The following is a 23,029-nucleotide window of genomic DNA, read 5'->3' on the forward strand; positions in this document are numbered from 1 at the left end:
GCAGGGCAGAGGTCAATCATGGCTCAGAGCTTCGCGCTCAGCTCCTTGATTTCCTTATTCAGGATTCGGTCGTTGTCGCTGTAATCCACCGGGCAGTCGATCAGGTGCACGCCGGGCGTATCGAGGCAGTGTTGCAGCAAACCGGGCAGCATTTCGGCGCTGGTGACGCGGTGGCCCTTGGCACCATAGGCTTCGGCATAGGCGACGAAATCCGGGTTGCCATATTCCAGGCCCCAATCCTTGAAGCCCATGTTGGCCTGTTTCCAGCGGATCATGCCATAGCTGCCATCGTTGAGGATCAGCACGGTGATGTTGAGATTCAGGCGAACCGCCGTCTCCATTTCCTGGCTGTTCATCATGAAGCCGCCGTCGCCGCAGATCGCCATCACCTTGCGATCGGGATAGACCATGTTGCTGGCCATCGCCGATGGCAGGCCGGCGCCCATGGTGGCCAGCGCATTGTCGAGCAGCACGGTGTTGCTGTGATAGGCGGTATAGTTGCGGGCGAACCAGATTTTGTACACGCCGTTATCGAGCGCGATGATGCCGGTGTCGGGCATCGCCTTGCGGATTTCGCTGACCAGATACTGCGGATAGATCGGGAAGCGCGCATCATCGACGGCAGCATCACGATGTGCGACTTCGGCGGCGCGGGCGGTGTGCATGGCGACGAAATCCCAGTGCGGCTGCACCATGATCGCCTCTTTCAATTGCCACACCGCGTTGGCGATATCGCCGATCACTTCGATCTGCGGATAATAGACCGGATCGACTTCGGCCGAGCGGAACGACATGTGGATCACCGTGGTGGCGTCACCCGACATGAAGAAGGGCGGCTTTTCGATGACATCGTGGCCGACATTGACGATCACATCGGCGCGGCGGATGGCGGCATGGACGAAATCGCCGGCCGAAAGCGCCGCGCAGCCGAGGAACTGCGGGTGGCGTTCATCGATCACGCCCTTGCCCAGCTGTGTGGTCAGGAACGGAATGCCGGTCTTTTCAACGAATTCCAGCAGCATCTTGCCGGTCATGGTGCGGTTGGCGCCGGCGCCGATCACCAGGATCGGTGACTTGGCCCCCTCGATGGCGCGCACGGCGGCCAGGATGGATTTGGCATCGGCCAGCGGCCGGCGGGCATAGCTCGGCTTGAACGGCACCGCATCGGTGGGATCGTGAGCGATATCTTCCGGCAGTTCGAGGTGGGTGGCACCGGGCTTTTCCTCCTGCGCCAACCGAAAGGCCTCACGGGTGCGCGCCGGGATATTATCGGCTGATGCCAGCTGGTGCGTGTATTTGGTGATCGGCCGCATCATGTCCACGACGTCGAGGATCTGGAAACGGCCCTGCTTGGATTTCTTGATCGGCTTCTGGCCGGTGATCATCAGCATCGGCATGCCGCCCAGAAAGGCATAGGCGGCCGCGGTGACGAAATTGGTGGCACCCGGCCCCAGTGTCGCGACGCACACCCCGGCCTTGCCGGTGTGGCGGCCATAGGTGGCAGCCATGAAGCCGGCGCCCTGTTCGTGGCGGGTGAGGATCAGGCGGATCTTGGTGGAGCGCTGCAAGCTGTCGAGGAAATCGAGATTTTCCTCGCCGGGCACGCCGAACACATATTCGCAGCCCTCCTGTTCCAGGCATTGCACGAGCAGGTCAGAGGCTTTGGTCATGGTTCATTCCCCGTTGCGTTGAATCTGCCGCCGCCCTTCGGCGCGGGCACGCGGGCCCGTGGCATCGTGGATGGTGCCGGCGCGGCCCACGCCCCAGGCCGGCATGTTGCTGTAGACATTCTCATACTGGCCCGGATCGATCAGGTAAGTTTCGTGCCAGATGCCGACATCGCCATTTGATCCAACCGCCTTGTTGAAACGTTGCCAGGCCGGCAGGTGCAGTTGTTCGCGCGCGGTGGCAAAGGCCTGCAGATGATCGTGGCTGCGCCAATATTGCACCAGCATGGTGCCGGGAAAGCCAAAATGCGTTCGGTTGTGCAACAGGCCCAGTTCCGGCCGCCGCGACAGTTCGGCGATCATCGGCCCCATCGCCGCGAATGTCGGCCACCAGCTGCCGATTTTCGTCAGCCGGTTGATGCGAATGCCGATCAAGAACAGCACGAACGGGCCATCGATCTCCGCGCACACGCGTCGATCGATGATCCCGTTCATGGCAGCTTCCCCCGCCTGGCTCCGCTTACACCACGCCGAAAGCGAGCATGGCGTCGGCCACCTTCTTGAAGCCGCCGATGTTGGCGCCCTTCACATAATCGGTGTGGCCATCGGCGCCGCGGCCATATTCCAGGCAGCGATCGTGAATGCCCTTCATGATGTCCTTCAACATTTCCTGCAGCTCGGCCTCTTTCCAGGCCATGCGGGCGCTGTTCTGGCTCATTTCGAGGCCAGACACCGCCACGCCGCCGGCATTCGATGCCTTGCCGGGCGCATAGAGGATGCGCGCCGCCTTGAAGACATGCACGCCATCAAGATCGGTGGGCATGTTGGCGCCTTCGGCCACCGCGATGCAGCCGTTGGACAGCAGGGTCTTGGCTTCCTCGCCATTCAGCTCATTCTGGGTGGCGCAGGGCAGCGCCACATCGCAGGCCACGCCCCACGGCCGCGCGCCGCCGCCATGGAAGGTCGCACCGGTGAATTCGTTCACATATTCCGAAATCCGGCCGCGTTTCACGTTCTTCAGATGCTTCACCCAATCGATCTTTTCCTGGGTGATGCCATCGGGATCATGGATGAAGCCTTCGGAATCCGAAAGCGTCAGCACCTTGCCGCCCAGTTGCACGATCTTTTCGGCGGCATGCGTCGCAACATTGCCCGAACCGGATATCACCGCGCTCTTGCCGTCAACATCATTGCCCTTGGATTTCAGCATGTTCTGCAGGAAATACACCGCGCCATAACCGGTGGCTTCGGTGCGGATCAGGCTGCCGCCCCATTCCAGGCCCTTGCCGGTCAACACGCCGGTGAACTGGTTGGTGATGCGCTTGTATTGGCCGAACATGAAGCCGATCTCGCGGCCGCCCACGCCGATATCGCCGGCCGGAACGTCAACATCGGCGCCGATGTGGCGGTACAGCTCGGTCATGAAGCTCTGGCAGAAGCGCATGATTTCGTTGCTGCTTTTGCCCTTGGGATTGAAATTGCTGCCACCCTTGCCGCCGCCCATCGGCAGGCCGGTGAGGGCATTCTTGAACGTCTGTTCAAAGGCCAGGAATTTCAGCACGCTTTCAGTGACCGACGGGTGGAAGCGGATGCCGCCCTTGTACGGGCCGATGGCGTTGTTGTTTTGCACACGCCAGCCGCGCTGCACGCGCACATTGCCCTTGTCGTCTTCCCAGCACACCCGGAAGCTGATCACCCGATCCGGTTCGGCAATGCGGCGCAGGATCTGCGCTTCGTGATACTTCACCTTGTCGGCCATGAACTCGAAAATATCCTCGGCGACTTCGGTGACGGCCTGCACGAATTCCGGCTGGCCGGGATTGCGCCGCTTCACGCCCGAAATAAAGCCTTCCAGATCGACATGTTCACTGCTTGCCATGGTCTTCCCCCTTTGCAACTCGGTTTTGCCTGCTCGTCACAATCCGGGCCGCCGTCCCCAGGGCGGCCAGACTCAGGCAGTGTAACAGAATGTCGCAGGCACAAAAGCGGGATTATACCGGCAAGTTGCTATCGTTTCCCGTAGCGTCAAAGCTCCAGACGCCGGGTCCATCCGGCAGGGCGGCCCAGCCGCAGCGCGCCAGCATCGTCGCCACATCCGCCTCCCCCCGGCGCCAGTTCAGCGTCATGGTGGCCCGGCTGAATTCCCGGCCCTTTGCGGCCCCCTGCCACGGTTGGTCGCGATAAATCAGCTGCGCGACCACGGCCCGGCGGCCGCGGGTCAGGCGATCGAACAACTGCGCCTCCTCGCTGCCCCGCAGGTCCGGCGGCAGGCGGGCAGCCAGCCGCGCCCACGCCTCACGCGGGCCATTCAAGCGCGCCTGTGCATCGGTGGTGAAGCGGGTGCGGCTGGAAAAGCGGATATCGGAGGTGCGCTCTTCCACTTCGCTCAGGCTGCTGGGCAACCGGCCGCGCGCCGGAAACAGATCGACCTGAAAGATCGCCAGATCATTGCCGTCATCATCATCCAGAACTTGATCGAGCGGTGTGTTGGACACCAGCCCGCCATCCCACCACCATTGGCCATCGATTTCCACCGGGGGCAGGCCCGGCGGCAAAGCGCCCGATGCCATGATGTGGCGCACGTCCAGCCGTTCCTGCGCGGTGCAGAAATAGCGGAAATTGCCGGTTTCGACATTGACGGCCCCCACCGCCAGGCGCACCGCGCCGCTGTTCAGCACGTCCCAATCCACCAGTTCGTTCAGCGTGTCGCGTAAGGGTGCAGTGTCATAGAGATGGGTCTGCCCAGGCCACCACGCCGGCCACCACGGCAGCTGCGGCCGGAAAAAGCCCGGTGCGCCCACCATCACCGTGGTCGCCGCCGAAAGCTGGTGGCGCAGGCTTTGCGCCCAGTTGCTGCCGCCTTCATCAAGGCCGCCCAAACAGGCCAGAGCCGGGCTGCCGGTCACGCGCTCCCAGAACTGCGACAGCCGTTCGCCGCGGCGTTCGGGCGGATTGCCGGCAATGATCGCGCCATTGATGGCGCCGATCGAAATGCCGGCGACGGCCTGCATGACATAGCCCGCAGCGTCCAACGCCGCGAACACGCCGGCCTGATAACTGCCGAGCGCGCCGCCGCCTTGCAGCACCAGCACCCGTTCACCAGTTAGGGCTAGAACCCCGGGCGCAGCAGCCATCATCTTTGTCCTTTCGCAGCTGCCGGTCAGCGTACTGCCAGCAATTCCACCTCGAACAGCAAGGTGGAATTCGGCGGGATGACATCGCCGCCGCCCGCCTCGCCATAGCCGGCCTGCGGCGGCACGATCAACGTGCGGGTGCCGCCCACCTTCATGCCGGCCACGCCTTCATCCCAGCCCAATATCACCTCACTGGCGCCCAGCGTGAACACAAAGGGCTGGCCGGTGTCGCGCGAACTGTCGAACTTCTTGCCCTTGCCGCCATCGATATACAGCCAGCCGGTGTAATGCACCGCGATCATGCGGCCGGGTTCCGCCACCGGGCCCGTACCGATCTTGCGGTCGATGGTGCGGGTGCCGCCGGGCAGTACAGCGGCAGTGGGTGCCGGCGCCTGCGCCAGAACCGGGCTTGCCGTCGCGGCGGCAAACAGGGCAAGCATCACGAAGGCGGTCATGGATTTCATCAGAGGGTCCTCTTGGCGCCTTCCTGCCGTCAGGCGGGGAGCGGTGCAAGCCCCAGGCGATGCCGCAGGAAGCTGATCACCCGCCGTTCGGCATCCTTGCCGGGGCCTGCATCGGGCAGATGCACGGTGAGCACCGAATGCGGCGCCATGCCGGTGCCGGCGCGGGCATCTTCATCCTCCAGCTCGATGGTCTCCACCCGGCCGGGAAATTCGCGTTCGTAACGGCGAAACCGGGCATTGGGCACCAATTTGTCGGATTTGTAGCGCAGCGCCAGCAGCGACAGATCCTCCGCCTCGAACCGCCGTCGCGCACAGGCGATCTCGGCCGCCGTGCAATCAAGGCTGCCGGCCTTGGCGCCGCGGATCGGCAGGCTGGGCTGGCTGAGCACCGGCGCGATCACGGCGGGTTCCGTCATCATTGCCAACGCAAAGCCGCCGGTGAAGCACATGCCGAGCGCGCCCACCCCCGGCCCGCCGCAATCGGCATGCACCTGCGCCGCCAGCGCCCGCAACCAATCGACAATCGGGGAGGAGCGACCGGATTCCCACGCCGAAAACTCGCGGCGGATGCAGATGTTGAGGAACAATTGCTTCACCGCCGCCGCCTTGGTTGGCACCGAACCCGGGGTGCCGAACAGGCTGGGGCAAAACACCGTCATCCCGGCCGCCGCCAGCCGGTCGGCGAAATCAATCACCAGCGTGTGCAGGGCCGGCACTTCGTGGATGACGATCACCGCCGGGCCACTGCCGCGCCGATAGACGGGGCGGGTATAGGGGCCGGCGGTGAAGTCGGCCAAGCTGTAATCGGAAATTGGCATCTGTCCCTCGTGCGTCAACGGCTGGTCACGGTCTTCCAGTCAAATTCCGGGCGGGCGGCGGTGTTGCGCCGGGCCAGATCGGCCAGCATGGCCCGCAGCTGCGCCGCATCCAGCCAGCGTCCACCGATCATCACACCGGCAATGCGGCGCGTGTTGCGGATATCGGCCAGCGGATCGGCATCCAGCAACACCAGATCGGCGCGCTGGCCGGCTGCGATGGTGCCACGATCAGCCTCCACCCCCAGAAACTGCGCCGGCAACCGCGTCGCCGACTCCAGCGCTTCCAGCGGCGTCAGGCCGGCCCCCACCAGCAGTTCCAGTTCCTCGTGCAGGGAAAAGCCGGGGATGACCCCCGAAACCAGCACATCGGTGCCGGCCACCATCGGCACGCCCTGCGCCCGGAAGGCCGCCACCATTCGCCGCTGGAATGCCAACATGGATTCAAAATAGGCAATATTCTTTGGCGTGGAATTGCGGTTGTAGCGGTTTGCCGTGATCCACCGGCTCTGCAGCAGCGGATGGACATATTGCAGATGGGACGATGCCTTCATCTCGTCGAGCGAGCGCGTCTCGCTGGCAATCCAGCGGATCGCTGCGAGCGTGGGGGTCAGCCAGGTGCCGCTCTGTTTGGCCAGCTGGGCAAAGCGCAGCGCATCTTCATCGCTGAAATTGGCCGAATGTTTGGAAAACTCCTCGGCATGGGCCACCATGGCAAAGCCCGGCACCAGCGCCTTTTCCAGGCTGCCGCGAAAGGCATCGGGAATATGGCCCAGCACCTTCATCTGCTGCTTGCCCGCTTCCTCGATGATGGCCGCGAAACTTTCCTGGCTCAGCCCGGAATAGACCTTGATGTAATCATAGCCTTCGGCCTTCACCCCGCGCACGGCCTGGCGGGCATCGACCGGCGTGGCGGCAATGCGGCCCATGGGCTTTCCGGCATCGATCACTGCCGCCAGTGCGATGTGCGGGCCGATCACCTCGCCGCGATCGACCTGATTGCGCTGGCCCACCGATGCCGGCACCGCATCCATGTTCAGGATCTGGGTCACGCCATTGGCAATATAGGGCGTCATCTGATCCTGGGTGTTGAACTGGATCGTGGCCGGTTCGGTCGGGTACCGGGGCGGGCGCGGCAGGCCATCGACCGGCACATGCACATGCAAATCGGCAAGGCCGGGAATGAGCCATTTGCCGCGGCCATCGATCCGGCGTGCGCCTTTGGGAAGCGGGCCACCGATGGCGCTGATCCGGCCATTTTCGATCACGACATCGGCATCGCGCAGCACCGCGCCGCCCGGCGTCATCGGCAGCACGGTCACATGGGAGATGATCGTGGCCGGTGTTGGCGCTGCCGCCGCCGGCACCGCCAGCAAAGCCACGGCAAGGGCGAGCACAGGATTCTGATATTTCAGCCGCCTTGCCATCAATCCCCCCAAGGCCGCACCTGGCTTTGACCCCGATGCTAGGCGGGTACGGGGGGGCTGACAACTGCGGGTTGGTGGGTCCTTCGGGACTTGAACCCGAAACCTACCGCTTAAAAGGCGGGCGCTCTGACCGATTGAGCTAAGGACCCCCAAAACAGGGTGTGCGCGTCAAGCGCGGGGCCGGCTTTTAGGGCGAAGCGCACGGGCGTGCAACTGTCTTGCGCTGAGATTGTGGACCGGGTGTCGCCAGGCCGGCGCCACCGTCACCAGCGGATCGAGCACGAAGCGCCGTTCAGCCAGGCGCGGGTGCGGAACGGACAAGCCGGGCGCCTTCAGCCGCACATCGCCTGCGGCAATGATATCCAGATCAAGCACCCGATCGCCCCAGCGTCGGCCACGGCGACGGCCAAAGTCATGCTCGATATGTTTCAGCGCCGCCAACAGTTCGGGCAGGCTGCCCAGCCAGTCGATCGCGGCCACTGCATTGACATAGCGGCGGCTGCCCGGGCCGATGGGCGCGGTATCAAACAGCGGTGACCGGCGCGCCACCGGGCCCAGCCCCGCCAGCGCGGCCAGCGCCGCCCGCACCACGCCGGCCGGGCGGCCGAAACGGCCGTGGCAGCGGTTTGATCCGATAGCGATATGCACGATTGCCATATGCGCCCCATCCCCTACAGGCTGCGGGCATGACTGACGAGAATTTTGGCGGGAATTTTGGCGAACCCTCTGGCGATCCCCCCTTCCCCGGCACGCCGCCCATCGATTGCCCGTTGTGCCCGCGCCTGGTCGCCTATCGCGCCGAACAGCGGCAGCGCCACCCCGGCTGGTGGAACGCGCCGGTGCCGCCATTGGGCGACGCGCAGGCCAGCCTGGCGATTGTCGGCCTGGCCCCCGGCCTGAAGGGCGCCAATCGCACCGGCCAGCCCTTCCACGGCGATGATGCCGGCAAATTGCTGTTCGCCACCCTCGCCGAACTGGGGCTGGCCAGCGAAACCCCCGAAGGCTGGCGCGCGCCCGGCCTGTTCATCACCAACGCCGTCGCCTGCGCGCCGCCGGGCAACCTGCCCGAAACGGCCGAGAAACACGCCTGCCGGGCGTTCCTGGCCGAACAACTTGCCGCCCTGCCCGGCCTGAAGGTGGTGGTTGCGCTGGGCGAAACCGCGCACCAGGCCGCCATCAAAGCCATCGGCGGCAAATTGCCCAAATATCGCTTCGGGCACGGCGCGGTGCACAAGCTGCCATCGGGTGTGGTGCTGGTGGACAGCTACCACCCCAGCCGATTGAACCTGAACACCGGCACCATCACGCCGGAGATGTTGCGCGATGTGCTGGCGGCGGCAGTTGCGGCTGGACGCGCGAAAGACTAAACTCCGTCGCATGAAAACGGTCGTCGTCTTGTCCGATGAAGGTCAAATTGCCGTGCCGGCTGAGCTGCGCAATCGGCACGGTTGGCATTCTGGCGCCCGTCTGGAGTTGGTTGAAGAGGGTGATACGGTCAGACTGCAACCCGCAGTCGCTGAAACTCAGACGATTACGAACGGGGATATTGCAGCGCTGCTGGCAGAGCTGAAAGCGATTTCAAATTATACTGGACCGCCAATCTCCGACGAGGAAATTGCAATGGCAGGGCCGCTTGGCGCAGCCGAAAGTTACATGCGCTCGTGCGGTCTCTAGACACGAACGTCCTTGCGAGGGTGATCCTCCAAGACGAACCCGATCAATGTGCGCGCGCAGCCAGACTTTTGGCTGATGCCTGCCTGGTACCAATAACGGTTTGCCTCGAACTTTATTGGGTTCTGGTTTCGGTAGGGCGGATGCCGAAGCCCGCTGCAATCAATGCCATACGAAAACTGACCAACTGGCCCACGTTGTCATTCGCGGAGCCATGGGCAGTGCAATTCGCCCTCACCATGGCCGCCCAGGGCGCCGACTTTGCCGACATGCTGCACCTGGCGCTGTCGGGCGGCGCCGACGTGTTCAACACCTTTGATCGCGGCATCGCGCCATTCGCTGATGGCGCGCCGGTGCCGGTCGAAACGCTTCAGGCCTGAACCCGCGCTTCCAGCCACGCCACCGCAAACGCCGTGATCGCCGCCGCCGGCACCAGCACGGCCGGCGCATCGCCTACGCGGCCTTGGCGGCCCTGGCCGCTGTTCAGGAATTCGCTGACGAGATCGGCAAAATAATCATCGTGCAGGCCATCCACCACCGGGTCGGAGGTGTCATATTCCTCGATGGCCTGCCAGATCACGCCGGCCGGCACGGCGAGCGGCACCTCCAGCCGTCTCATACGCTTGCCGGGAATTTCGGCGAGATGCTCGGCGTGGTGCAGTATGCTCATCGTGTCCCACGGCGCGCCCAGCATCAGCACCAGGCCCTGCGATGTTACCAACCGCGCAAACGGCGATTGCGCGCCATAGCCATAATGCATCGGATGATCGGCGGTGAACCACGCGGCCCGCGGCCCCAGCGCCGCTACCGACGCACCGGGATTGCCGCTGCGCTGCGCACCGGGCGTGGAGCGGATGGCTTCGGCCAGCACGCCATGATCGCGATTGGCCCGCGACGCCGCTGGATCGAACGCCGGGATGTGCGGCTTCACATCATCGGGCAGCCGGCCATCATCATTCAAAGCGTCTTCATATTGTTCATCCCAACTCGTGTAGGCCAGGATGTTGCCCTGCGGCCCCACCACGCTGCGCAGCGCCACAATCACGCCATCCGCACCGCCGAGCACGGCGCCCACACGGCGCAGGCTGGCATGCACCATCACCGCATCGCCGGCGCCCAGCCCCAGCGCGGCCAGATCATCGGCAATGGCTTCGCGAGTCCAATAGGCTTCCTCGCCAAGCCGCACCCGCCGCATCAGATATCCTGCGAAATGCGGCCGTACAGATCGGGCCGGCGATCGCGGAAAAACCCGAACGCGGCGCGGTGGCGGGCAGCCAGATCGAGATCGAAGGTCGCCTGCACCACGCCCGGCGTCGCATCATCCAGATCATGAACAATGTCGCCGCGCTGGTCACAGGCAAAGCTGGTGCCATAGAAGGTCTGCGCATGCGGCGTGCCGGCTTCTTCGGTGCCGATGCGGTTGCAGGCCAGCACCGGCACGACATTCGATACGGCATGGCCGACCATCGCCCGGCGCCACAGCCGCCGTGTGTCCAGCGAGGGATCATGGGGCTCGGTGCCAATGGCGGTGGGGTAGAGCAGCACGTCGGCGCCCATCAGCATCATTGCGCGCGCGGTTTCGGGATACCATTGGTCCCAACAGATGCCGACACCGATCACGCCATGCTTCGTCGGCCACACCTTGAAACCGGTGTTGCCGGGCCGGAAATAGAATTTCTCTTCATAACCCGGCCCATCGGGGATGTGGCTCTTGCGATAGACGCCCATGACATTGCCGCCATCGTCAATCATCGCCAGGCTGTTGTAATGGTGCGGGCCGTCCTTCTCGAAGAAGGAGCAGGGAATGTAAGTGCGCGTTTCCAGCGCCACTTCGCGCATTGCGGCGACGGCCGGATGCCGATCCAGCGGCAGGGCATTGGCGAACAGGCCTTCATCCTCGTGCCGGCAGAAATAATGGCCTTCGAACAATTCCGGCGGCAGCACCACCTGCGCGCCAGTCGCGGCGGCTTCGCGCGCGGCGGCAGCGGTCATGGCGATATCGGCGTCACGCTGGCCGGAAAAGGCCAGTTGCAGGCCGGCGATAGTGATGAGACGGGTCATGCCGGCGATTTAGCGTGCGATTGTGGCGTGGGAAAGACGCGAAACCCCTCTCCCCTTGGGGGAGAGGGAGGGGCCCACGCCGCAGGCGAGGGAGGGTGAGGGCGTGCTCGGGTTGCTTGTCCGCAATTGCCGTCCGGGCCTGTCCTACACGGCCTGCACCTGTCATGATGCCCCTGTTGGATGATCATGGGCAGACGGCGCGTTTTTTAAGAGTCGCGCAATTTCAAGGCTGTATCCCACCCAATTCGTCCAATGTGGAAAAACTGAAGGCCGGAGTTCTTGCATCCGGTGGCTCTTTCTCAATCGAATGGATTGAAGCAAGCCGGCGCAATCGGGTGCGCGTGTGGCAACGCTTGCCCACCCTCACCCTCCCACCGCTGCGCGGCGGGCCCCTCCCTCTCCCCCAAGGGGAGAGGGGTTACTTCGGCTGCTGCTGGGTGATGCAGTGGAAGCTGCCGCCGCCGGTCAGGATATGATCCGCCCGCATCCCCAGCACCTCACGGTCCGGGAACAGCGCGGCAATCGCCTTGACCGCATCGGCGTCGCTGGCGGTGCCATAGAGCGGGACCACCACCACGGCATTGGCGATGTAGAAATTCATGTGGCTGGCCGGCACGATCTTGCCGTCGGCCTCCACCCGCCCCGGCGACGGGATGGGCACAACCTCCAGCCCGAAATCGCGGGCGCGATCGGCGGCATCTTCATACACATCGGCGTTCGGATCATCCCGCCCGGCCGCCACCGGCAGCGCCAGCCGGCCCGGCGCCACGAAGCGCGCCAGATTGTCGACATGGCCGTCGGTATGATCGTTGAGCAGCCCCTCGCCCAGCCACAGCACGGAGGTGATTCCCAGGTCGCGGCGCAAATGGCTTTCCACCTCGATCCGGTCCATCCGCGGGTTGCGGTTGGGGTTGAGCAGGCATTGTTCGGTGGTCACCGCCAGCCCGGTGCCATCGCAATCGATGGCGCCGCCTTCCAGCACCCAGCCATGGCGCGCCAACGGCACCCCGGCGGCCTTGGCGACAAAGGCCGCAACGCCATCATCGCCGGGCAGATCATATTTGCCGCCCCAGCCGTTGAAGCGGAAGCCCGCCGCCGCCGCGCCGACCGGAGAGGCCATGAACAAAGGCCCGGTATCGCGCAGCCAGATGTCGCCAAAGCCATAATCATGGATGCGCACGTCGGCACCGGCGAGCAGGTCCTCGGCGCGCGCCCGGGCTTCGGGCGTGGCCACCAGCAATTCCACCCGCTCGCCGCGCGCCACGGCACGGACCATGGCGGCGACTTCCTCCTGCGCCGGGGCGAGATCGTCCTGCCACAAATCGGCAGCGCTGGGGAATGCCGTCCAGGTGGCGGCGTGCGGCATCCATTCGGCGGGTTGGCGGGCGGTCATTGGGGCGATCTCATCATGAACGCTGATTGCCGGAACCCGCGGCGCTGCGCAACGGCAGCATTTTGGGAGCATCAAGCGCCGGGCAGATGCTATTCCTTGAACCCCGCCCGGCTCTGGTCCCGGATGCTGCGGAACTCACTGCCCGGCAGCCAGTTCGGCCAATCCTTGCCATCGGCCAGTTCGCGGCCGAATTGCGCAAACAACGTCAGATCCTGCACCACGCCGCCCCAATCCCAGTTCGGATCATATTCATCGGATGGCTGGTGGTAACGATGATCGACATAATCATTGGCGGCAGCCGCAGCGGCGCCCTTCGGCTTGCCGATCAACTCGCCACCGCCGGTCGCCATCAGCATCGGCACCCCCAACTTGGCCAGGCTGAAATGGTCTGACCGGAAATAGCGGCCCTTTTCCGGCGAGGCTTCCGGCACCAGCCGGCGGCCCTGCGCTGCGGCCAGGCGGGCGGCCCTGGCCTCCAGTTCCGATTTCCCGGCCCCGGCAATCGTAAGGCCATCATGGGCGCCATACATGCCGAGGACATCCATGTTGACGCCGCCCACCGTCTTGCCGAGCGGAAACAGCGGATGTTCGGCATAGTATCGCGAGCCGAGCAGGCCGGCCTCTTCCAGAGTCCAGGAAACGAACAGCATGGACCGCTCCGTCCGCGGGGCCTTGGCCAGCGCCCCGGCCAACGCCAGCACGCCGGCGGTGCCCGACGCGTTGTCGAGCGCACCGTTGCAGATATCGTCGCCGGTCGCGTCGGCCTTGCAGCGACCGACATGATCCCAATGGCCTGAAAACAGCACCACTTCATCGGGGCGCTTCGTGCCCGGCAATATACCCATCACATTGTACGAAACCGACCGTTCCACCTTGTTCTCTGCCGTCAGCGACGCGGTCAGCCTGGTCGGCACGGCACGGAAGCCCTGGAACTTCGCCGCAGCCTCCAGCGTGCCAAGATCAAGGCCTCCGCTGGCCAGCAGGCGCGCCGCAGCCGCCTTGGTGATCCAGCCTTCAAATTGCAGCGCCGAAGCCGCCTTCGCCCCCTGGTCCAGACCCAGCGCCGGTTTGCCGACGCTGGTGCCGATCACACCCCAGGGGTAGCCGGCCGGTTCCTCATCATGGATGACCAGCACGGCCGCCGCGCCCTGGCGCAGCGCTTCCTCATATTTGTAGGTGAAGCGGCCATAATAAGTGATGGCGCGGCCTTCGAATGGCCCCGCATCCTTGCCGGCAGCCGGCGTCTGCCAATCCGGATCATTGACCAGCACGAGCACGGTCTTGCCGCGCACATCCAGCCCGGCATAGTCGTTCCAGCCGCGTTCCGGCGCGACAATGCCATAGCCGACAAACACGATTTGGGAGGCTTCGAGCGCAATCTGCGGCTGCGGTCGCAGGGTCTTCACCGCTACATCACTGTTCATCGCCAGCGTCAGTGGCGACGCGCCGCCTGCGATGCGGATGGGTGCGGCGGGATCGGTGGTGATCGCCACCAGCGGCACCGGTTGCAGCCATTTGCCGTTGTTGCCGGGCTTCAGGCCGATCGCGGCCATGCGCTGGGCCAGATAGGCGATGGTCTTGGCCTCCCCGGCGGTGGCCGGCGCACGGCCTTCATATTCGTCAGAAGCCAGGGTCGCGAGATCGCGCTTCATCTGCTCGACATCGATGGCCGGTGCAGTCGGGGGCGGTGGCGCTGCGGCGGTGAGCAAAGCCAGGAGTGGGATCAAGGTGCGCATCGGCAAAGTCTGCCAGCCCTGCCGGTCGGGCGCAATATCATCCGGGCGGGATCGGTGCGTCGCCCTTGAAACCTTGCGCCACCACATACCATTCGCTCGATCCCTTGCGGCTGGCTGGCGGCTTCACATGCTTGACCACGGTGAAATGCTGCCGCAGTGCCGCCGTAAGCTGCCCGTCGCCGCCGCCGGCCAGCACCTTGGCGACAAAGCTGCCGCCCGGCCTGAGCAGCCGGGTCGCCATGTCGAGCGCCGCCTCGATCAGGCCCATGGTGCGCAGATGGTCGGTCATCTTGTGGCCGACGGTATTGGCGGCCATGTCGCTCATCACCACATCGGCCGGGCCGCCCAAGGTCGCCAGGATCAGTGCCTCGCTGTCATCATCGGTGATGTCCTTCTGGAACAGATCGACCCCGACCAGCGGCTCGATGGCGAGCAGGTCCATGCCCACCACCTTGGCCCTTGGACGGCGCTCCTTCACCACCTGGCACCAGCCGCCTGGCGCTGCACCCAGATCGACCACACGCTCCACCCCGGCCAGCATATCGAATTGCGCATCAAGCTCCTTCAGCTTGAAGGCAGCGCGGCTGCGATAGCCTTGCGCCTTGGCCGCCGCGACATAAGGATCATTGAGCTGGCGTTCCAGCCAGCGGGTCGATTGCGGGCTGCGGCGCCGCGCGGTCTTCACCCGCACCTTGCCGCCGCGCGAACGGCCATCGCCGCCGGTTGGCTGCCCGCTCATCGTGGCATCCAGACGCCATCGCGGGTCATCAGCGTGCGCAAGATGCCTTCGCGGATGCCGCGATCCGCCACCTTGACCTCGCCGCCCGGCCAGCGCGTCAGGATCGCCTCGAGAATGGCGCAGCCGGCAACGATCAGTTCGGCGCGGTCCGGCCCCACACAGGCGATGCGGGCCCGATCGGCGACGCTGCGCAGCCCGATTGACCGGCACAGCGCCGACAATTCGCTGTTCCCCACCGCGCACCCATCCACCCGGCGCCGATCATAGCCGGGCAGGCCGAGTTGCACACTGGCCAGGGTGGTGATGGTGCCCGATGTGCCCAGCAACTGCACCGTGCCCACCCCACGTGCGGTGAGGCGTTTGGCAAAGCTGGCCAGCAACGGCTGCACTTCGCCCAGCATGCGTTCATAGGCGGAAAGGCGGTCGTGGGCGTCCGGCCATTGCGGTTCGGTTTCGGCCAAGCTGACAACGCCCCACGGCATCGAGATCCAGTCGATGATCTCCGGCGGGCCGCCGCCGTCGGTGGCATCGCCGACCAGCATCAGCTCGGTCGATCCGCCGCCGATATCGAACACCAGCGCCGGCGGGCCATCGGGATCGATCAGCACATGGCAGCCCAGCACCGCAAGCCGCGCCTCCTCGGCCGGGCTGATCACATCCAGCGCGATCCCGGTTTCGGCATAGACACGCTCCACAAAGGCCAGGCCGTTGCTGGCGCGGCGGCAGGCTTCGGTGGCGACATTTCGGGTAAGGCGGACGTCCCGCCGCGCCAGCTTTTCCGCACAGGCGGCCAGCGCGGCCACCGTGCGATCCATGGCCGCATCAGACAGGCGCCCGGCCTCCATAAGGCCCTCGCCCAGCCGCACCACCCGGCTGTAGGCGTCCACCACGGTAAAGCCATCCGGCGACGGGCGCGCGATCAACAACCGGCAATTGTTGGTGCCCAGATCGAGCGCGCCATAGGATCGGCCGCGCTTGCCCGCCGCCGCGGTGTTGCGCGGCAGCGGCCCGCTGCGCGGCGCTGCCGCTTGTCCGCCGCGGGGTGGGGCGGACGGGCCGGGATCAACCGCGGCAAAATCACTTCGGGCCGGCATCGGCAAGTCCAGTCAAAATTTCCCCGCCTTGGCCAATAACCATCCTGATAGATGGCCAGCGCACCGCAACGGAACCTGTTGCCAAGCTAACCGCTTCATCCCACAAACGCAAATCCGTCCCAATGCCGGTGGCATCGTGCAGGTGTTGACCGAAAGTCCACCCGGCGCTAATGCCCTCCTTCTGGCCACTGCCCTGTCGTCTAAAGGTAAGACTCCGGTCTCTGACACCGTTAATCGAGGTTCGAATCCTCGCGGGGCATCCAGCGCTGGTTCCGGGCGTGTTGCCGTGTCTGCCGGTCGTTTCCAGTGCTATCGGGCCTTCGGGGCGCATGGCCCAAACCGGGTTTCTGGTGTAGCGTTCCGCGCGATGCGTGTCGCCGCGAAGGCGGCCGCAGCGATGTCTGGATGGATCATGGTGTTGCGCTTGCCCTCCCACATGCACTTGTTGGCTCTCGCGCTGGCGTGCACCACGACTACCGCAGCTGTGGCGGCGCCGTCGCTGGCGGTCCATTCGAACTGCACCATGCCATCGCTTGCCAATGGCCGGGTCTGGGTGGTCGATCCGGTCAAGGGCAGCCCGGATGGCGATGGCTCGGCAGCACGGCCATGGCAAAGCCTGCAAGCGGTCCTTGATCGCCCCTATCGCTCAGGATTTTTGAATTCGGCGCTGCAAGCGCTGCGCCCCTCCGGGATCAATCCCGGCGACACCATCCTGCTGATGAGCGGCAACCATGGCAATATCCGCATCAATTTCCGCCGGCAGCCCACCGCAAGCAACGCCTTCCTGACGATTGCCGCCGCGCCCGGACAAACACCGCACGCCACAACGCTGCAATTCTTCAATGCCAACCGGATCATCGTGCGCGGCCTGAAGATCCAGTCCACCGCCGATGGGTTCAACCCACTGGTCAACTTTACCGATCGCAAGGGTGAGCAGGCCGAGGACATCATCCTCGATGGGGTTGAGATTTCCTCTGCCGACGATGTGGATGACTGGTCAAAGGCTGATTGGCTGGCCAAGGCCCGCTTCCAAGGCTTGCGCTCAGACGGCAGTTTCGGCGGAATCAAATGTCTCACGGTGCGGAACAGCGTGTTCCGCAACCTGCGCCATGGTGCCGGCCTGATGGCCGAGAACAGCTTGTTCACCAACAATCGCATCGACAATGTCGGCGGCGATTTCCTGGCCTTTGCAGCCAGCAATCTGATCATCAGCCACAATATCCTCACCAACAGCAACACGTTGGGCGATGGCAATCACAATGATTTCATGCAGGGCCAGATCGGCCGGAAGTTCCCCGATATCCCATCAAACCAGTATCGCAACATACTGATCGACGGGAACCTTGCCATCCGCCAGACTTCAGCCAACAGCGTCCGCTTTCCCGGCATGGTCCAGGGCATCAGCGCCTTCAATTCAGACTGGTTCAACGTCACCGTTTCCAACAATGTCGTGATCTCATCAACCTGTCATGGCATGTCGTTTGCCAGTTTGCACGGCGCCAAGATCATCAACAACACCGTGCTCGACGATGGCTCCACGATTGGCACACGCCATCCCAATGGCAATGTCATGTGTCAGTCCTGGATCAGGGTCGGCGGCTCCAGCCATGAAGGCAGCCCGTCCAATGACGTGCTGGTCCGCAACAACATCGCCACCGGCCTGGTTCTGCAAAGCAAAGCGCCCAATCGCAACATGGCCATGGATCACAACATCTGTCTCGCCAACGATGGCCACTGCCTCATGGCCTATGACATCGATGGCAAAACCATCTACAACAACCGCGAAGGCACCTATTCGAATGGTAAAGCCATCGCCAAGAACAGGGTGGATGGTGCTGGCACCAAGGGCATGTTCATCAACTACGCACCCGAGAAATACCAGTTTGACGTGCGGTTGCGGCCCGGCGCCAAGGCAAGGGCGGCCGGCAATCCGGCCGATGCCCCCGCGCAGGATTATTCCGGTACGCGGCGCGGCACCCCGCCCGACATTGGCGCCTACGCCGCCAAACGCTGATCGGGCGCCGGCCCCGCCAGTTTCATCCCTGACCCGCTCCAGCCTTGGGTATGTGGCGAACGGGGCCGGCGTTATTTTGGGTAGATTCCGTGCCTCGCATGGCGGCGGCCAACAAGGCTAGACAAATCGGGCCAGGTGGGCTCGCCCATCATCGCCCCCCGCGATCGCGGCATTGCCGGTCCCCCCCGCGCCAATGCCGGATGCCCAATTGCATCGGCGGCGCTCACCTGGTTCCTTTTTCGTCGCCTCAGCGAAAGCTGACTGCGGCCGGATCGGCAAACATCACCAGGCGCGCCAGTTCCGGCAGGGAACGACACTCGCTGCGCCGCATGATTTCGGCGCGGTGATTTTCCACGGTGCGCTGGCTGAGGTTCAGATCAGCAGCGATGTTCTTGCTGGGGTGGCCTTGCAGCACCATGGCCATCACCTGACGCTGCCGCACCGTAAGCTTGGCGAGCCTGCCCAGCGCCGCGGCCCGTTCGGCATCGGCGGCGTGGCGGCCTTCGCCGCTGGCCAGGGCACGGCGGATGCTGTCAACGATCTGCGTCCCGCTCACCGGCTTTTCGATGAAATCGATCGCGCCGGCGCGCATCGCCGCCACGGCGGTGCCGATGTCGCCGCGCCCCGTCATCAAGATGGTGGGTGGCAGCGTGCCGGCGGCCTTGAGGCTCTTCAGCAGGTCCATGCCGTTTTCGCCCGGCAGGCGCACATCGATCAGCAGGCATCCTGCCTTGTCCGGCTGCCAGTTGGCCCGAAACGCCTCCGCCGACGCGTGCAGCCGGATCGGCAGGTCGGCCGCCGATAACAACAACCCCAAGGCGCGCAGCAGCGAGGGATCATCATCGATCACATGCACGATATTCAGCGTGGCCGGGTTGGTCGGCACAGCAAGGGCATCGGGCACGGCATCCGGTTCCCGCTGGCCCAACAGCCCGGCGATGGCGCTGCGCAGCTCGGTCGGCCGCACCGGTTTTGACAGGCGGACCACATCATGCGCCACGAACCGCACCAGCGTGTCGATGGAGATATCGCCAGTCAGGATGATTACCGGCAGGTTGCGGCCACTGATCTGGTGAGCCGACGTGCGCAGGATCTGTGCCAGTTCCAGCCCGTCACGACCGTCGGCCAGACGGAAATCCGAAATGATCAGATCTGGCGCCGTCGGCAGCAGCGCGGCCAGCGCCTCGGCCTGATCGCGCGCCGTCGTCACCTTGTGGCCGTCGTCGTGCAGCATCTGTTCGAGCAGCTCCAGCAGCTGCGGGTCGTCATCGATCACCAGAATGCGCGAACCGGCCGGCGGAGGTGGCGGCAGCGCCGCCGCCGCCGGCGCGCTATCCGCGCCACAGGCCGGAACGGCACCCGCAGCGGTTGGCGCCAGCGGCACGCTGATGCTGAACACCGATCCGCGGCCAACGCGGGACCGCAGGCTGACATGATGGCCCAGCAACTCCGCCATGCTGCGCACGATCGCCAGGCCAAGGCCAAGACCACGGCCGCGATCATCGGCGGCCGGACCGAGCTGGTGATAGGGCTGGAACACCGCTTCGAATTTTTCGGGCGGGATGCCGATGCCGCTGTCCCATACTTCGATCATCACCTGGTGGCCGCGCCGCCGGGCGCCCACCAACACCCCGCCGCGCGCCGTGTATTTCAGCGCGTTGACCACCAGATTCTGCAAGATGGTCGCCAGATGCCGCGCGTCGGACACGATGGTCAGACCCGATCGCACCCAGCGCAGCCTCAGCCCCGTCGCATCGGCCTGCAACGCCAGCCCCTGCACAGTTTCGCGCAGCAGATCATCCAGCACAACGCTGCCCGCATCGATGGTAACGGCGCCGGCTTCGATGCGATTGATGTCCAGCATGCTGTCCAGCATCGCCGCCATGGCATCGAGCGTGCGATCAACGCGGGAGAGCAAGCTCCGGCATTCCGGATCCGAGACTTTCTGCGACAGGAGTTCCTGCATCAGCACCAGGGCTTGCAGCGGCTGGCGCAGATCGTGGCTGGCCGCCGCCAGGAAGCGTGACTTGGCGAGATTGGCGGCCTCGGCCACCTGCCGCGCCTCTTGCAAGGCGGCCGAACTGCGCTTGCGATCGGTGATGTCGGTATAGGTGATGATCACGCCTTCGATCTGCTGATCGTGGCTGCGATACGCCAGCACGCGCCGGCAATAACAAATGCCGGCCGCCGATTCGACCTCCCTGTCCACGGGCGGGGCGCCGTCCTTCACGCGGGCCATGTCGCTATCGAGCAGCGGATCGGGCGTGAACGGCGCCAGATCGGCCAGCGGCCGGCCGATGTCGGCCGGCAGCATGTTGAACAGCGCGCGCGTGGCCGGCGTGAAAAACCGGATCTGGCCCGTCATGTCGAGGAAGATGGTCGCGACATCGGTGCTGTACAGGATGTTCTGCAAATCGTCGGCCGTGGTGCGCTGGCGGTCGATGGTTTCCTGCAACTGGCCGTTCAGCGCGACCAGTTCCTCGTTCAGGGATTGCAGCTCTTCCTGCGAGGTGATCAGTTCTTCGTTTGCGGCCTGGAAATCCTGGTTGCGCAGCAAGGTGTCGGCATGGATGGCCATGCGTTCGACATCGGCCTGTTCGGGATGCAGGCTGCTGACAATCAGGTCGGCGCGAATGCTCGCCAGTTCCGCTTCCAGCGCCTGCAGCCGCGCCGACGGCAGTGCCGGCAACGGCCGTGTCGCGGGCAACATCGCCACACCGGGAAAGCCGGCCGGCGTGGCACCGGCCGCTGTTGCCGGCACAACTGGCCAGTTGCCGGGATTGCGCCGATACAATTGCGCATCCTTGGCGATCTGGGTGAAGGGGGCCACCGCAGCGCGCCCGGCGACCGGCCAGGCATTGGGTACGGCTTCGGCGCTGCCGAGCAGCAGCAGACCGCCGGGCCGCAATGCGAAATGGAACAGGCTGAAGGTGCGGGCCTGGGCGGCTGGCTGCAGATAGATCAGCAGGTTGCGACAGACCACCATGTCGATGCGCGAAAAGGGCGGATCGGTGAGCAGATCATGGACGGCAAACACCACCGACGCCTGCAACCCCGGGCCGATCCGCCAGCCATCGTCTTCGGCGGTGAAGAAGCGCTTGAGCCGTTCCTCGCTGATATCGGCCGCTATGCTGCCGGGATACAGGCCGCGCCGCGCCGTGGCGATCACATCGGGATCAAGATCGGTGGCAAACAATTGCAATTTCAGGGTGGATTTGCTGCGCGACAGCTCTTCCTGCACCAGCATCGCCAGCGACCAGGCCTCTTCACCACTGCTGCAGCCGGCGCTCCACAGCCGCAGCGGCCCGTCCCCGCTATGGGTGCGCACCAGTTCCGGGATGGATTGCGCGCCCAGTGCCGCAAACACGGCTTCGTCCCGGAAAAAGCTGGTGACGTTGATCAGCAGATCATTGGCCAGCGCCTTGATCTCGATCGGATCATTTTCCAGCCGCGCGGCATATCGGGATATGGCATCATCGCCGGCATAGCCCGCCAGCCGGGCGCGGCGTTCGACGCGGCGCTGCATGGTGCCGGTCTTGTAGCCGCTGAAATCATGCCCGCTGCTTTTCAACCGGGCCAACACCGGCTGCACCCAATCCTGATCCGGTTTCGGCGTTGCAGCGGCTTTGCCGGCAACAGATTTCTGGTCGGGGCCGGCCGCAATATCATGCCGGGCCATGATGGCGGCGCCCATCGCCGCCACCGGCAAGACTTCATCGACGCAGCCCGTGGCGATCGTCGCCAGCGGCATGCTGTCATAGCCGGCTTCGGTCGGCTCCTGCACGATCACGTGGCCGCCGGCGGCGTGGATGGCGCGCACGCCTTCGGCGCCATCGACGCCATTGCCCGACAGAACAATGGCCACAACGCGCAAGCCGGGCTCATGCGCCAGAGACGCGAACAGGAAATCGATCGGCAACCGCGGCCCGCGATTCTTGAGCGCTGCCGACAAGTGCAGCACGCCATCCTTCACGGCGATGCGGCCGCCGGCCGGGATCACATGCACCCGATCCGGCAGCAACGGCATATCCTGGCGCACTTCCACCACCGGAATCGGCGTGCCCGCGCCCAGCAGTTCGGCAAGGATCGAATTGTGATCGGGATCGAGATGCTGAACCAGCACATAGGCAATGCCGCTTACCGCCGGCAGGCCACTGATCAGGCCGCGAAACGCCTCCAGCCCGCCCGCAGAACCGCCGATGGCAACCACGAACTGGCCCGCGCCGCCAGACGGGCCTTCGATCGGGGCGCCTTGCGCATCAGTTTGATCGGGTTTCAGCGATTGGTGCTCCAACAATCAGATATGGTAGCAGATCGGCGGGGTCGCGTCTTGCGTGGTGCAAGACGATCCACAAGGCGCGGTTCAGGCCGGACCATATTGGCCCGGCCTGAACCGGCAAACGCCTGAATCAATCGTCGAGCGCGTGCTTGACCTTGTCGCTGGCCTTGCCGACCGCGCTCTGGATCTTGCCTTCGGTCTTTTCGATCTTGCCTTCGATTTCAAGGCCCTTGTTGTCAAATAATTTGCCCGTGGCTTCCTTGACGCTGCCGACAACTTGCTTGCCCGCGCCTTCGACGCGGTTCTTGTCAATGCTCATGGTGGTTCTCCTGTGCGGAACCGCGCCTGGGGGTTGGCACGGTGCTGCCCCGGCCAAGGGTCTGGATCGGGACCCGCTGGAAATGGCCGGAGCAGCATATCCTCATTAACCGCCATGAGTATTGCCCGGCAGCTTCGGCTTCTACGCAGGCATTTGCCCATGGCCCTGCCCGGCCGGGGGCCAGGCGGACGTGGATTCCGAACCTCGCCCGCAGTG

Annotated in this window: 20 protein-coding genes and 2 tRNA genes; 5 read left to right on the forward strand and 17 right to left on the reverse strand. The window is 64.7% G+C overall.

Annotation, left to right across the window (positions count from 1 at the left end; genetic code table 11):
• Positions 1-23: 23 nt before the first annotated feature.
• The 9 genes from AC6UUM_RS11285 to folK form a co-directional block, all read right to left on the reverse strand.
• On the reverse strand, positions 24-1,670 hold the full coding sequence (locus AC6UUM_RS11285; RefSeq protein WP_500802376.1) for an acetolactate synthase large subunit: 1,647 nt from the start codon (positions 1,668-1,670) through the stop codon (positions 24-26).
• 3 nt (positions 1,671-1,673) lie between these two features.
• Entirely contained in the window at positions 1,674-2,162 is a 489-nt protein-coding gene (locus AC6UUM_RS11290) for a DUF4188 domain-containing protein (RefSeq protein ID WP_500802377.1), read from the reverse strand.
• Between the two features lie 25 nt (positions 2,163-2,187).
• Positions 2,188-3,546 carry an NADP-specific glutamate dehydrogenase gene (gdhA, locus tag AC6UUM_RS11295; protein WP_500802378.1) on the reverse strand — a complete coding sequence of 453 codons (1,359 nt, stop codon included), beginning with the start codon at positions 3,544-3,546 and terminating at the stop codon, positions 2,188-2,190.
• Between the two features lie 112 nt (positions 3,547-3,658).
• Positions 3,659-4,801, reverse strand: a complete 1,143-nt coding sequence (locus AC6UUM_RS11300) for a patatin-like phospholipase family protein (RefSeq protein WP_500802379.1) — start codon at positions 4,799-4,801, stop codon at positions 3,659-3,661.
• Between the two features lie 26 nt (positions 4,802-4,827).
• Positions 4,828-5,265, reverse strand: coding sequence for an FKBP-type peptidyl-prolyl cis-trans isomerase (locus tag AC6UUM_RS11305; RefSeq protein WP_500802380.1), 438 nt, complete (start codon positions 5,263-5,265; stop codon positions 4,828-4,830).
• A gap of 29 nt (positions 5,266-5,294) precedes the next feature.
• Complete coding sequence (locus tag AC6UUM_RS11310) at positions 5,295-6,083, reverse strand: dienelactone hydrolase family protein (protein WP_500802381.1); 789 nt, start codon at positions 6,081-6,083, stop codon at positions 5,295-5,297.
• Between the two features lie 14 nt (positions 6,084-6,097).
• Positions 6,098-7,507 carry an amidohydrolase family protein gene (locus AC6UUM_RS11315; protein ID WP_500802382.1) on the reverse strand — a complete coding sequence of 470 codons (1,410 nt, stop codon included), beginning with the start codon at positions 7,505-7,507 and terminating at the stop codon, positions 6,098-6,100.
• A 72-nt stretch (positions 7,508-7,579) separates the two neighbouring features.
• Positions 7,580-7,656 (reverse strand) — tRNA-Lys (locus AC6UUM_RS11320).
• Positions 7,657-7,675: 19 nt separating this feature from the next.
• Positions 7,676-8,164 (reverse strand): 2-amino-4-hydroxy-6-hydroxymethyldihydropteridine diphosphokinase, encoded by a 489-nt coding sequence (folK, locus tag AC6UUM_RS11325; protein WP_500802383.1) that lies wholly within the window; start codon positions 8,162-8,164, stop codon positions 7,676-7,678.
• A 29-nt stretch (positions 8,165-8,193) separates the two neighbouring features.
• Between folK and AC6UUM_RS11330 the strand changes: the two genes are divergently transcribed.
• Genes AC6UUM_RS11330 through AC6UUM_RS11340 form a run of 3 tightly spaced genes read left to right on the forward strand, consistent with a single transcriptional unit; the run spans position 8,194 to position 9,558 of the window.
• Positions 8,194-8,874, forward strand: coding sequence for a uracil-DNA glycosylase (locus AC6UUM_RS11330; RefSeq protein WP_500802384.1), 681 nt, complete (start codon positions 8,194-8,196; stop codon positions 8,872-8,874).
• 10 nt (positions 8,875-8,884) lie between these two features.
• On the forward strand, positions 8,885-9,181 hold the full coding sequence (locus AC6UUM_RS11335; protein WP_500802385.1) for a hypothetical protein: 297 nt from the start codon (positions 8,885-8,887) through the stop codon (positions 9,179-9,181).
• A gap of 20 nt (positions 9,182-9,201) precedes the next feature.
• Positions 9,202-9,558: a PIN domain-containing protein gene (locus AC6UUM_RS11340; RefSeq protein WP_500804960.1), complete on the forward strand. Its 357-nt coding sequence runs from the start codon at positions 9,202-9,204 to the stop codon at positions 9,556-9,558.
• Here AC6UUM_RS11340 and aac(3) read toward each other — a convergent pair.
• From aac(3) to AC6UUM_RS11370, 6 genes are all read right to left on the reverse strand, one after another.
• Positions 9,549-10,373, reverse strand: coding sequence for an aminoglycoside 3-N-acetyltransferase (aac(3), locus tag AC6UUM_RS11345; RefSeq protein WP_500802386.1), 825 nt, complete (start codon positions 10,371-10,373; stop codon positions 9,549-9,551). The two genes, AC6UUM_RS11340 and aac(3), sit on opposite strands and share 10 nt — an antisense overlap.
• Positions 10,373-11,239, reverse strand: a complete 867-nt coding sequence (aguB, locus tag AC6UUM_RS11350) for an N-carbamoylputrescine amidase (RefSeq protein WP_500802387.1) — start codon at positions 11,237-11,239, stop codon at positions 10,373-10,375. Before aguB ends, aac(3) begins: the two co-directional genes overlap by 1 nt.
• Before the next feature lie 418 nt (positions 11,240-11,657).
• Entirely contained in the window at positions 11,658-12,632 is a 975-nt protein-coding gene (locus AC6UUM_RS11355; protein ID WP_500802388.1) for an agmatine deiminase family protein, read from the reverse strand.
• Positions 12,633-12,721: 89 nt separating this feature from the next.
• Entirely contained in the window at positions 12,722-14,368 is a 1,647-nt protein-coding gene (locus tag AC6UUM_RS11360; protein WP_500802389.1) for a M28 family peptidase, read from the reverse strand.
• A 37-nt stretch (positions 14,369-14,405) separates the two neighbouring features.
• Positions 14,406-15,107 carry an RlmE family RNA methyltransferase gene (locus tag AC6UUM_RS11365; protein WP_500802390.1) on the reverse strand — a complete coding sequence of 234 codons (702 nt, stop codon included), beginning with the start codon at positions 15,105-15,107 and terminating at the stop codon, positions 14,406-14,408.
• On the reverse strand, positions 15,104-16,201 hold the full coding sequence (locus tag AC6UUM_RS11370; RefSeq protein ID WP_500802391.1) for a Ppx/GppA phosphatase family protein: 1,098 nt from the start codon (positions 16,199-16,201) through the stop codon (positions 15,104-15,106). The genes AC6UUM_RS11365 and AC6UUM_RS11370 overlap by 4 nt, the downstream gene beginning before the upstream one ends.
• Before the next feature lie 189 nt (positions 16,202-16,390).
• On the opposite strand from AC6UUM_RS11370, the gene AC6UUM_RS11375 reads away from it, so the two are divergent.
• Together AC6UUM_RS11375 and AC6UUM_RS11380 are read left to right on the forward strand one after the other, a co-directional pair.
• A tRNA-Gln gene (locus tag AC6UUM_RS11375) sits at positions 16,391-16,464 on the forward strand.
• A gap of 173 nt (positions 16,465-16,637) precedes the next feature.
• Positions 16,638-18,215, forward strand: coding sequence for a hypothetical protein (locus tag AC6UUM_RS11380; RefSeq protein WP_500802392.1), 1,578 nt, complete (start codon positions 16,638-16,640; stop codon positions 18,213-18,215).
• 247 nt (positions 18,216-18,462) lie between these two features.
• Here AC6UUM_RS11380 and AC6UUM_RS11385 read toward each other — a convergent pair whose 3' ends face one another.
• Positions 18,463-22,509, reverse strand: coding sequence for a CheR family methyltransferase (locus tag AC6UUM_RS11385; RefSeq protein ID WP_500802393.1), 4,047 nt, complete (start codon positions 22,507-22,509; stop codon positions 18,463-18,465).
• A gap of 115 nt (positions 22,510-22,624) precedes the next feature.
• Entirely contained in the window at positions 22,625-22,813 is a 189-nt protein-coding gene (locus AC6UUM_RS11390) for a CsbD family protein (RefSeq protein ID WP_500802394.1), read from the reverse strand.
• Positions 22,814-23,029 lie beyond the last annotated feature (216 nt).

This window comes from Sandarakinorhabdus sp. (assembly GCF_987265915.1).